General features: G+C 63.6%; 11 protein-coding genes. 2 read left to right on the top strand and 9 right to left on the bottom strand.

Annotated features, from left to right (window positions below; all coding sequences use genetic code 11):
- Window positions 1-2 precede the first annotated feature (2 nt).
- From rffA to D2V07_RS04225, 3 genes are read right to left on the bottom strand one after another with little or no spacing between them, the layout of a single operon-like run.
- Complete coding sequence (gene rffA, locus D2V07_RS04235; protein ID WP_233548238.1) at window positions 3-1208, bottom strand: dTDP-4-amino-4,6-dideoxygalactose transaminase; 1206 nt, start codon at window positions 1206-1208, stop codon at window positions 3-5.
- Window positions 1195-2859 carry a hypothetical protein gene (locus D2V07_RS04230; protein WP_119585102.1) on the bottom strand — a complete coding sequence of 555 codons (1665 nt, stop codon included), beginning with the start codon at window positions 2857-2859 and terminating at the stop codon, window positions 1195-1197. Before D2V07_RS04230 ends, rffA begins: the two co-directional genes overlap by 14 nt.
- Window positions 2856-3869, bottom strand: coding sequence for a glycosyltransferase family 2 protein (locus D2V07_RS04225; protein ID WP_119585100.1), 1014 nt, complete (start codon window positions 3867-3869; stop codon window positions 2856-2858). Before D2V07_RS04225 ends, D2V07_RS04230 begins: the two co-directional genes overlap by 4 nt.
- A 158-nt stretch (window positions 3870-4027) precedes the next feature.
- Between D2V07_RS04225 and D2V07_RS04220 the strand changes: the two genes are divergently transcribed.
- Window positions 4028-4933, top strand: coding sequence for a DMT family transporter (locus D2V07_RS04220; protein ID WP_119585098.1), 906 nt, complete (start codon window positions 4028-4030; stop codon window positions 4931-4933).
- 3 nt (window positions 4934-4936) lie between these two features.
- Here D2V07_RS04220 and D2V07_RS04215 read toward each other — a convergent pair whose 3' ends face one another.
- The gene (locus D2V07_RS04215; RefSeq protein WP_119585096.1) at window positions 4937-6430 is read right to left on the bottom strand and encodes an ArnT family glycosyltransferase; all 1494 of its coding nucleotides are present in this window, start codon (window positions 6428-6430) and stop codon (window positions 4937-4939) included.
- A 38-nt stretch (window positions 6431-6468) separates the two neighbouring features.
- Between D2V07_RS04215 and D2V07_RS04210 the strand changes: the two genes are divergently transcribed.
- Window positions 6469-6753 carry an HNH endonuclease gene (locus D2V07_RS04210; RefSeq protein WP_119585094.1) on the top strand — a complete coding sequence of 95 codons (285 nt, stop codon included), beginning with the start codon at window positions 6469-6471 and terminating at the stop codon, window positions 6751-6753.
- Here the strand turns inward: D2V07_RS04210 and D2V07_RS04205 are convergent.
- The 5 genes from D2V07_RS04205 to D2V07_RS04185 form a co-directional block, all read right to left on the bottom strand.
- Complete coding sequence (locus tag D2V07_RS04205) at window positions 6750-7319, bottom strand: methyltransferase domain-containing protein (protein WP_119586039.1); 570 nt, start codon at window positions 7317-7319, stop codon at window positions 6750-6752. The two genes, D2V07_RS04210 and D2V07_RS04205, sit on opposite strands and share 4 nt — an antisense overlap.
- 124 nt (window positions 7320-7443) lie before the next feature.
- Window positions 7444-7701, bottom strand: a complete 258-nt coding sequence (locus D2V07_RS04200) for an ATP synthase F1 subunit epsilon (protein WP_119585092.1) — start codon at window positions 7699-7701, stop codon at window positions 7444-7446.
- Between the two features lie 5 nt (window positions 7702-7706).
- Entirely contained in the window at window positions 7707-9164 is a 1458-nt protein-coding gene (atpD, locus tag D2V07_RS04195) for a F0F1 ATP synthase subunit beta (RefSeq protein WP_119585090.1), read from the bottom strand.
- A 50-nt stretch (window positions 9165-9214) separates the two neighbouring features.
- Window positions 9215-9565 carry a hypothetical protein gene (locus D2V07_RS04190; protein WP_233548237.1) on the bottom strand — a complete coding sequence of 117 codons (351 nt, stop codon included), beginning with the start codon at window positions 9563-9565 and terminating at the stop codon, window positions 9215-9217.
- A 14-nt stretch (window positions 9566-9579) separates the two neighbouring features.
- Window positions 9580-10449: a F0F1 ATP synthase subunit gamma gene (locus tag D2V07_RS04185; protein WP_119585088.1), complete on the bottom strand. Its 870-nt coding sequence runs from the start codon at window positions 10447-10449 to the stop codon at window positions 9580-9582.
- Window positions 10450-10452 lie beyond the last annotated feature (3 nt).

Below are 10452 nucleotides of genomic sequence, written 5' to 3'. Positions count from 1 at the left end.
GGTTATTCCCCGCCCAGCCAGCGCGCGGCGACTTCGATCACGCGGTCGGCATCCTGCCCGAGAGTAAAGAACATCGGAAGACGCACAAGCCGGGCGGCGATGTCGTCGGTGATATCCATCTCGCCGCTTGTGCGCGAACAGGATCGACCGAACGGAGAACTGTGCAACGGCACATAGTGAAACGGGGCCAGTATCCCGTTAACCTTCAGGAATTCGATGAAATCAGTGCGAGCCTCCCGGCTTTCCAGCAGCAGGTAGAACATGTGGCCGTTGCCGGTCGTATGATCTGGAATGCGAGGCAGTTCGAACGGGCGGGCTGCATCGATCCCGGCAAAGGCATCGTAATACTGCTGGAACAGCGAAAGGCGGCGGTTGCGGATGCGTGGTTCATGCTCGAGCTGGGCATAGAGAAACGCCGCAATCAGTTCTCCCGGTAGGAAGCTGCTACCGATGTCGACCCACGTGTACTTGGCGGTTTCCCCGCGCATGAACTTGCTGCGATTTGTGCCCTTTTCACGGATGATTTCGGCGCGCTGGACGAGGTCGGGCCGCATCAGGGTGAGTGCGCCGCCTTCACCGCTGACGATGTTCTTCGTCTCGTGGAAGCTGAAGGTCGCCATGTCCCCCAGCGACCCCGCCGGGCGACCCTTGTAGGTGGATCCCAGCGCCTGGGCAGCGTCCTCTACCAGCAGGAGATCGTGCTTCCGGGCGATGGCGGCGAGGGCATCCATGTCCGCCGGGAAACCGGCATAATGCACGGCGAAGATCGCACGGGTCCGCGGTGTAACAGCTTCGGCAACGCGACGCGGATCGATATTCAGCGTGGCGGCATCGATATCCACGAACACCGGCGTCGCCCCACGCAGCACGACGGCATTGGCGGTCGAGACAAAGGTGTAGGAGGGCAGGATCACCTCGTCGCCGGGTTTGAGGTCCGCAAGTATGGCGGCCATTTCCAGTGCCGCGGTGCAGCTATGGGTGAGAAGGGCGTGCGCGGCACCGGACATTGCGCAGATCGCCGCATGGCATTTCTGCGTATAGGCGCCGTCGCCGGAGAGTTGCCCGCGATGGATCGCATCGCGGATATAGTCGAACTCACGGCCGACGACTGCAGGCTTGTTGAAGGGGATGGAGCGCAAGGCCTCGGCAGGCGGGACGAGCGCTTCCATGGAAAACCTGGTGGACTGTGCGAGGCTAGAATCCGACATAAAGCGGTCCTTCTTCCCAAATTCGGGTGGGCTGCGAAAGATTGTCGCCCCACTGCAAGCGGACAGAGCCATCGACGGCTTCGACCGTATGTGATCCGCGAGACATGTGCATGACGCTGCCTTGCTGATGGAACTGCCCGTCGATGACGGCGCTTCCGCCCAGCACGGTGTACTGGCCGGGTACGAGCCATTCGCTGGTCCTGACCTTGCCACTCGCGATGTCCGCGCCGGCAAGCATGATCGGCCCCCAGAAAGGTACGTAACTGTCCCGCAAGGCCGAAGCGTCTTCCGGCACCAGAATGTCACTCCCCCCAGTCAGGCTGGATGCAATGATCTCATCGTTCACGAGCAGCATCGGGATCGGACGTGCTTCCATCGCTTTCCGGAAGCTTGCCACGCCGTTCTGCCGGTAGGAGAACATGGCCGAGGGGGTCATCAGATAGTTCGCCTTCACCAGCGAAGGCAGCATGCCATTGTGATCGAAATAGGCAATACCCTGTGGCAGCAGCGTTTCCGCAGTTTCCACAAGGGCGCGCTGGCGGTGGATGGTATCGCGGTCCTCCATGGCGAATGCGCCGGTTGCCAATAAAGCCAGCACTCCGGTGACAAGCGCCAACGGATAGCGTGATACCAGCGAATGTGCGGCCACGGTCACACTCACCGCGACAGGTGCCAGCATGAAGACGTAAAAGTACGCCGCCGTATTCGTGTAGAACAGCGGCAGCGTCAGCGGCAGCCAAAGGCCGGAAAGACCCCATTTCGCCGAATTGGGCAAAGCGCTGCGCCAGATGGCAAAGGGAGCGGCCAGTGCCAGCAGGAACAGCACAGGGGCGGTCAGCGCGGCCTTGACGCCCATCTGCCAATAGGGCGGGACGCCGAGGAAAAACATCCAGCGAGAGGCGGAGGCTGCCATGGCCGTGCCTTCGGTCGCGGTCGTCAGCGAAGCGGCATGCCACGCGTAGAGCAGCGCGAATACAACGCCAGCACCCAGACCGGCAGCCGCCATGCGCAGCGCGGTGGCGGGGGAGAAACCGTCCGCGCTCCAGCGCATCCAGGCAAGGCCGATGAAAGCGGGCGCATAGAGCACGGTCTTGATCGTGATCATCCCGGCGATGGCGACCAGCGCGGCGAAAGCGGCGAGGGGCCAAAGGCCGAGGCGGCAGCGACCAAGGATTACGAGCGCGCTCATCAGAGCGGCCGTGGCCATGGGGTCGGTACGGAAGGAGAAGCCGTGCTGCAGCACGAACCCTGCGGAGAGGTAGAGCAGCGCTGCAAGGACAGCGACGGGCCGCTCCACGAACCGGCGGGAAAGGGCGTAGATGGCTGCCAGCGTCACCGCTTCGCATGCCAGCATTACCAGCCTTGCTGTCAGGATCTTGTCCACGCCACTGCCGGGCAGGGCGGGCAGCCAGGCGAACAGGCGTACGTGAAGGCTCTGCAAAGGCTGGGCAAGGGTGCCGCGCGCGAAGTCGGCAACGTGGTAGTAGAACCAGAACTCATCCCAGTTCACGGCGCGGGTGAACACCATGGATAGCTGCATGGCCAGCAACAGGCCAAGCGCGGCCAGCGGCCAGGCGGCGCTGTTCGCCGCAGGCAGGGCAAAGGACCTTGCCGGGCTGGAAAGTTCAGCCGAAGCCGCCCGGGCTGTCATGCGGCATCCTTGCGGCGCGGACTTGCCTGCGTGCCCGATTGCGCCGCGTGCTGGTGATGGAGCGCGGCAACCATGTCCTCCAGCTTGCGGGTGCGGACGAGGTTCTCTTCCATCAGCTTGCGGTTGGCGGCGACAAGGTCTGCCACCATGCCCATGATTGCTACCAGCGTGCCCAGCACCAGCAAGGCCCCGCCGATGACCAGCGATTGCACGTGCCCGCCGCCATCGCCCTGGCTCCAGAACCACAGGAAGCGCACGATCGGGATCATGCCGACAAATGCAATCAGCGATCCCGTGCCAACAAACGCACGCAGCGGTTTGTAGGCGGTGAAGCTGCGCGCCATGGTAATGCCGGTCTGCATCACGAAGCGCGGGACGGATTTGAACAGGCGGCTGGGACGCGCGGCGGCATGGGTGCGCACGGGAACCGTGGCAATCGCCATACGCTTGCGCCCGGCCTGGATCAGCATGTCCGTGGTGTAGCTGAATTCGGTGGTAATGTTGATGCGCTGCGCGGCATCGCGGCTGATGGCACGAAACCCGCTGACCGCATCGGCAACGGTGGTTCCTGCCAGATGCTGCACCACGCCGCTGCCCACGCGCTGCATCAGCCGCTTGATCGGAGAGAAATGCGCGTTGTCGGAAACGCCGCGATCGCCGATCACGATGTCCGCCTGTCCGCGCAGGATGGGCGTGACGAGTGCTTCGATATCGCCACCTTCGTACTGCCCGTCACCATCAGTGTTGACGATAATATCGGCGCCTTCAGCCAGGGCCCGGTCCACGCCGCTGCGAAAGGCTGCCGCAAGACCCCGGTTGCGCCGATGGGACACGACGTGATGCACGCCCCACTGGCGCGCCACCTGGGCAGTGCCATCATCGCTGCCGTCATCGATGACGAGAAACTCCACCACGTCCACACCGGCCACGCGGCGGGGCAGGGCAGCCAGCGTTGCTGGCAGCGTAGCGGCCTCGTTCAGGCAGGGAATCTGGATAATCAGCTTCGTCATGTCGCCCCCGGCTCGAGTGCCTGTGCAGGCACGCCATAGGGCTTTGTTAAGCATGACCGTTTAACGCTTCGTAAAATTCGGCGACTGTCCGATGGAAAGATTGCCCGCCTCGCAACGAAGCCCTAAGCGCCCTGCTTCGATAGCGGGAGCCACAGGGCATGCAGGAATCACATCGGTCAGGGCTGCTCTTCGCGCTTGCCGGTTTCTGCGCGCTGACGATCGGCGATTCCATCGTGAAGGGGATCGACCAGGCCTGGGCCCCGACCGCCGTCGCTGCACTGCGCTACGTGCTGGGCGCCCTCGGCCTGACCGCGCTGCTCGTCTGGAACGAGGGCACAGCGCCCCTGCGCCGCATTCCCAACCCGCGGATCCAGTGGCTGCGCGGTGGAGCCGTGGCGATGGCGACGATCTGCTTTTTCGCGGGCGTCTGGCTCATGCCGCTGACAGAGGCGATTGCGCTCGTCTTCACGCAGCCGATCTTTACTGCAATCCTCGCCGCTGCTTTTCTGGGAGAGAGGCTGCGCTGGCAGACCGTGGCAGCGACTCTTGTCGCCTTTGCGGGCGTGCTGATCGTCCTGCGGCCCAACCTTGCCGAGATCGGGCTTGCCGCGGTGCTCCCGCTTGCCGCTGCCTTTGGCATGGCGGTGCTTGTCACGGCCAATCGCGCGGTGGCCGGGCGGGGCAGTTCTCTGGCCATGCAGGCCTATGTCGCGCTGTTTGCAAGCATCTTCCTGCTCGCCGGCATGGTCATCGGTCATTTCAGCGGACTGGCGCAGCTACGCCTGGAATGGCCGGAATGGCATGTTCCTGCGCGCATTGCGATCATCGCGGTAACCGCCAGCACGGCTCACTGGCTGATCTACATGGGTACAGAGCGTGCCGGCGCGGCGACCGTCGCCCCCATGACATACGGCCAGCTGATCGCCGGCTCGCTGATAGGCTACGTGTTCTTCTCGGAAGTGCCGGACCTAACGGCGATGGCCGGGGCCGCGCTGATCATTATTTCGGGTCTATGGCTGTGGCATCAGGGCCGGACGAAGCGCGGGGCCAAGCTGCCTTCCTGATGGCTAGCGAGTAGTCCGCACCCACGCGGTAAGCTGGCGGCCGTGCATCGTTACCGTCAGGCGCGGTTCGTAACTGCGTGCAAGCTCGTCTTCGACCAGCGCCTTTGCTTCTGCATTGCGAACGGTCATCCCCCTGTCGGCGGTGACGATGGCTCCGGGCCGCATGGCAAGGATGCGCGCGATTTCCTCCGTCTGCTCCACCTCCAGCGCGTCCGTTTCCAGCGCGTTGTTGAGGTGATCGGGATAGACATATCGCGTCGGTACGCAGCTTCCCGTCAGGCGGTAGAGCACCGTCGGCCCATCCCACACCCACAGGCAGTTGTCCTCGCCGCCGACATGCGGAGCGATTGCTGCAGCCAGCGTGCGCGCCGCGTCACGTTCCTCGAGCGATTTCTCATGCCGGTCGGGCAGCGAAAGCAGCGCGAACAGAATGGTCGTGAGCACTACGATCGGCCCGATGTTCAGAGGGCCGTGACGGTCCAGCAAGGGCAGGGCAACCAGCGCCACCGGGGCTGAAAGTGCTGCATAGTAATACAGATACACCGTTCCCGGCATCAGCACACCCGCCAGCGCGGCGAGCGTCCAGGCGAGATAGAACAGCCACGCGGAAAGCGGTGCCGGGTTCTTTACCCGCAGCGCTGCGTAAATGCCGCTGAGCATCAGGACCACCACCGGCGCAACGCCCACCACGTAGCTGGGGGCCCAGCGCCCCTGCGGTGCGGCTGCCCTGTTGAAGAAACTCTCGAAATTGGCGAACCAGAATGCGTCGAACTGGCCGATGGCGGCGTAGAACAGGCCGACTGCGATGGTCGGCAACAGGCCGAGAAGGGCGAAAATTGCCGCAATTGCGGCGAGTTCGGAAAGCGCCCTGCCGCGCCGGTATTCCGCGTAGAGCGCCCAAGCCCCGAAGAACACGCACTGTGCGACGACGGTATACTTGATCTGCAGGGCGAGGCCGCCCAGCACCATCGCCCACATCGCCCGCCGGGTGAAATGCGGGTGCTGCCCGTCAACCAGCAGGGCCGCCATGCCCAGCGTAAGCGGCACGAAGAACACCTCGCTGTTGGCGGAATAATTGGCATAGGCGGACAGCAGCATCACCGCGATGGCGGCAACGAAAGTCGCGCTCACCCGGTCGACACAGCGGCGTGCAAGGCGGAAGGTCAGCCAGGCGGTGGCGCAGGCGAAGACAGCGGCAACCACCTGGTAGGCGAAGGCTGTCGGCCCGAGCAGGGCGTGGGCCAGGCCGAACAGGGCGAAGAGGCCAAAAGGCTTGCGGTCCCACCAGTCCACGAACGGCAGTTCGCCATATTGCATCCGCCAGCCGATGAAACTGTAGAGCTGCTCGTCGAAATCGGCCACCGGATCGCCGAACCAGATCGCGCGGTGACCCACCGTGAAGGCCACCAGCAGCAGGAGGCACAAAGCGTCGCCGCGTGGCAGCCCGGCGGGAAAGGGGGCGGCCTTGGCGCGGGTCATGATCACATCGCCGGTCATGGTGGCCAGCCATGCCCCAACATGGTTAAGAACCGCTTATGAGTTCGGAGAAACCTGAAACCTGCTGGCTTTGCGACAGGCCGCTGGGGCGCCGCGTGCAGTGGCATCACGTTGTTCCCAAGGCGAAGAAGGGGCGGGAGACCGTGCCAGTCCATCCTATTTGCCACCGGACGATCCATGCTCATTTCACCAATGCCGAGCTGGCGCGGATCGACGGCGCACGAGCGCCCCTGGTGGCAAATCTGGAGGTCGCGAAGTTTCTCGACTGGATTGCCGACAAGCCGCCGGATTTCCACGCGCCAACGCGCCGCCCGAAAGGTTAGCCGCCGCTCTCCGCAGTGGCATCGGCAGCAGGGAACCCGTCGATGAAAGTTTCGGGAACGGTCCATTTGAAGACCTTGCGGTTCTCGACCGTCTTTTCGACATCGGGCTGCCAGCCGCCCATGGCGAAAGCATGGCTTACGACCCGTGAACCGGGTTCCATCTGCTCCATGATCCGGGCCCGCAGGCGCAGGTTCTGCGTCGGCCCCAGATACAGCGCCAGGGTGTCTACGCCTGACAGATCTGTGGTGAAGAGGTCCTGCTTGCGGAACTCCACGAGATGTTCGACCCCAGCGGCGCGGGCATTGGCGCGCGCTTCTTCAAGAAGCCCGTCGTCAATTTCGATGCCGACCGCGCGGATGCCGTACTCGCGCGCGGCGGCAATCGGGATACGACCGTCGCCCGATCCCAGATCGTAAAGGACATCGCCGTCCTCGATCTCGGCAAGCCGCAGCATCTCGCTCACCACGGCGGGCGGTGTGGGGATGTAATGGATATCCTGGCTGGTATCGACGCAGGAGGTCATCGCCAGGCTGGCCAGGGCGGAGAAGATGAGGTGAGGTCGCATCCCTGTTAAAACGCCGTTGCGCTTGGTGCGATCCACAGGCCGCAGAATACTCTGCCCCAAACACAAGGGGCCGCAGCTTGCGCCGCGACCCCTCGAGTAATTCGGTGTCCGATCAACAGGACGATCAGTCCTCGACGTGCTCCGCCAGCACGGTCAGGCCCTTGTCGCCCACTTCGGCAAAGCCGCCGCGCACTTCGATATTTTCAGGCGCGGCGCCCTCGGTCTTGTAGACCTGCACCGTGCCGTCGCGCACGGTGGACATAAAGGGCGCGTGGCCCTCCAGCACGCCGAATTCGCCCTCGGCACCGGGCACGACCACCATGTGGACGTCCTCGGAGCGGACCAGCTTGCTCGGCGTGACCAGTTCGAAATGCAGTGCCATGTGACTTAGGCGTCCTCAGCCAGCTTCTTGGCCTTCTCGACCGCTTCGTCGATGCCGCCGACCATGTAGAAGGCGCTTTCCGGCAGATGGTCGTACTCGCCATCCACAACCGCCTTGAACGAGCGCACGGTGTCTTCCAGCTGCACGAACTTGCCGGGGATGTTGGTGAACACCTCGGCCACGTGGAACGGCTGGGACAGGAAGCGCTGGATCTTGCGGGCGCGCTGCACGGTCAGCTTATCTTCTTCCGAAAGCTCGTCCATGCCGAGAATGGCGATGATGTCCTGCAGTGACTTGTACTTCTGCAGGATTTCCTGAACGCGGCGAGCGGTTTCGTAGTGCTCCTGGCCTACGACGCGCGGTTCCAGAACGCGGCTGGTCGAATCCAGCGGGTCCACCGCCGGGTAGATGCCGAGTTCGGAGATGGCGCGGTTCAGCGTGGTGGTCGCGTCCAAGTGGGCGAACGAGGTTGCAGGGGCAGGGTCGGTCAAGTCATCCGCGGGAACGTAGATGGCTTGCACCGAGGTGATCGAGCCCTTGTTGGTGGAGGTAATGCGTTCCTGCAGGTTGCCCATGTCGGTGGACAGCGTGGGCTGGTAGCCCACGGCCGAAGGAATACGGCCAAGCAGTGCGGACACTTCGGAACCGGCCTGCGTGAAGCGGAAGATGTTGTCCACGAAGAACAGCACGTCCTGGCCTTCCTGGTCGCGGAAATATTCGGCCATGGTCAGGCCGGACAGCGCCACGCGGGCACGCGCGCCCGGAGGCTCGTTCATCTGGCCGAATACGAGAGCCACCTTGGATCCTTCGGAGATGGCGTTGCCTTCCTCGTCCTTGGCGATAACGCCGGCATCGAGGAATTCGTGGTAGAGATCGTTACCTTCACGGGTACGCTCACCCACACCGGCGAACACGGACACGCCGCCGTGGCCCTTCGCGATGTTGTTGATGAGTTCCTGGATCAGCACGGTCTTGCCCACGCCGGCGCCGCCGAACAGGCCGATCTTGCCGCCCTTCGCGTAGGGCGCGAGCAGGTCGATCACCTTGATGCCCGTGACGAGAATGTCGGCTTCGGTCGACTGGTCGACGAATTCCGGTGCCTCGGCGTGGATCGGAGCGGTCATTTCGGCGCCGATGGGGCCGCGCTCGTCGATCGGGGCGCCGACCACGTTCATGATGCGGCCCAGCGTCTTGGGGCCGACGGGCACGGAAATCTGCGCGCCGGTGGCGATCACTTCCTGACCACGCGTCAGGCCGTCGGTGCCGTCCATGGCGATGGTGCGAACGGTATTTTCACCCAGGTGCTGCGCCACTTCGAGCACGAGCGTCTGGTCACCGTTCTTGGTCTCCAGTGCGGAGAGAATGGCAGGCAGCTCGCCCGGGAAGGTCACGTCGACAACGGCGCCGATGACCTGGGCAATGGTGCCGTTGGTGGTCTGGTTGAGTGCAGGTGCGGTAGCCATGATTGGTATCCTGTGGCGTTCAGAAAAGGATCTGGTTCGGGTTCAAAAAACTATTGCGAGCAAACGGCGTCTGCATCGGCGATGGCCCATGCTTCGCCGGTTTCGTCGAGTTCGAGTGTCGCGTCGTTACGCAGGTATTCATCCTCGCCCAGGCCGAATTCGCACGAGACGGTCTCGGCGCCCATCGCGCGGCGGCATACCGAGGTGCTGACGGGCTCTGCTTCAGGGCAGGCAGCGGCATAGAGCTGGGCGAACAGCTCTTCGTCGGGTGCGGGGGCAGAAGGCGTGGGTTCGGGCGCTGCAACCTCGGCAGGCGCCGGTTCCGGAGCAGGTTCCTCGCCGCACGCGGCCAGCGCGAACATGGGGGCGATCAGGGACAGGGTGAGAGTAAGCTTTTTCACAGTGATTTCCGGCGTTAGAGCGCTTCAGCGCCCGCAATGATTTCAATAAGTTCGGTGGTAATCGCGGCCTGGCGGCTGCGGTTGTACTGGATCGTCAGCTTGTCGATCAGTTCACCGGCGTTGCGCGTTGCGTTGTCCATGGCGGTCATCGAGGCACCCTGTTCGGAAGCCTCGCGTTCCAGCAGGGCACCGAAAAGCTGCGTCTTGATATAGCGCGGCAGCAGGTCTTCGAGGATTTCCTCCTCGTCCGGCTCGTATTCCACGGCTGCATCGGAGGCGGGCGTGTCTTCGGGAGCCGGCACGGGCAGCAGCTGCACCGTGGTGGGGTCCTGCGCCAGCGCGCTCTTGAACACCGGGTAGACGAGGTGGGCGATGTCGAATTCGCCCTTCTCGAACCGCGCCACCAGGTCATCGGCAATCTTTTCCGCTTCCTCGAAGTCGGGATTGCGCATGTCGCTGGTGTCGTAGTGGTGCTCGATCTTGCTGGCGTAGTCGCGCTTGATCGGTGCGCGGCCCTTCTTGCCGACGAGGTAGAAGGTCACGTCCTTGCCCTCTGCGATCAGCTTGCGCGCCTGCTTCTTGGCCTCTTTCACGATGTTCGCGTTGAGACCGCCGCACAGGCCCTTGTCGGTGTTCACCACCACCAGCAGGTGACGCTGGTTGGAACCGGTGCCGCGAAGCAGCAGCGGGGCGCTGTCCCCGCTCACCTTGCTGGCGAGCGAGCCCATGACCCCTGCCAGACGCTCCGCATACGGACGCGCAGCCTCGGCAGCAGCCTGTGCCTTGCGCAGTTTTGCCGCCGCGACCATCTGCTTGGCCTTGGTGATCTTCTGCGTGGACTTGACCGACTTGATCCGGTCCTTGAGTTCCTTGAGGCTAGCCATTTC

The organism is Aurantiacibacter zhengii (assembly GCF_003584125.1).
GTDB classification, from domain to species: Bacteria; Pseudomonadota; Alphaproteobacteria; order Sphingomonadales; family Sphingomonadaceae; genus Alteraurantiacibacter; species Alteraurantiacibacter zhengii.
This window is presented reverse-complemented; position numbering and strand designations above follow the sequence as displayed.

Bases quoted from the DNA above. Each gene is read 5' to 3' on its own strand.
- rffA (WP_233548238.1), bottom strand. From the start codon at position 1,208: ATGTCGGATTCTAGCCTCGCACAGTCCACCAGGTTTTCCATGGAAGCG.
- D2V07_RS04230 (WP_119585102.1), bottom strand. From the start codon at position 2,859: ATGACAGCCCGGGCGGCTTCGGCTGAACTTTCCAGCCCGGCAAGGTCC.
- D2V07_RS04225 (WP_119585100.1), bottom strand. From the start codon at position 3,869: ATGACGAAGCTGATTATCCAGATTCCCTGCCTGAACGAGGCCGCTACG.
- D2V07_RS04220 (WP_119585098.1), top strand. From the start codon at position 4,028: ATGCAGGAATCACATCGGTCAGGGCTGCTCTTCGCGCTTGCCGGTTTC.
- D2V07_RS04215 (WP_119585096.1), bottom strand. From the start codon at position 6,430: ATGACCGGCGATGTGATCATGACCCGCGCCAAGGCCGCCCCCTTTCCC.
- D2V07_RS04210 (WP_119585094.1), top strand. From the start codon at position 6,469: ATGAGTTCGGAGAAACCTGAAACCTGCTGGCTTTGCGACAGGCCGCTG.
- D2V07_RS04205 (WP_119586039.1), bottom strand. From the start codon at position 7,319: ATGCGACCTCACCTCATCTTCTCCGCCCTGGCCAGCCTGGCGATGACC.
- D2V07_RS04200 (WP_119585092.1), bottom strand. From the start codon at position 7,701: ATGGCACTGCATTTCGAACTGGTCACGCCGAGCAAGCTGGTCCGCTCC.
- atpD (WP_119585090.1), bottom strand. From the start codon at position 9,164: ATGGCTACCGCACCTGCACTCAACCAGACCACCAACGGCACCATTGCC.
- D2V07_RS04185 (WP_119585088.1), bottom strand. From the start codon at position 10,449: ATGGCTAGCCTCAAGGAACTCAAGGACCGGATCAAGTCGGTCAAGTCC.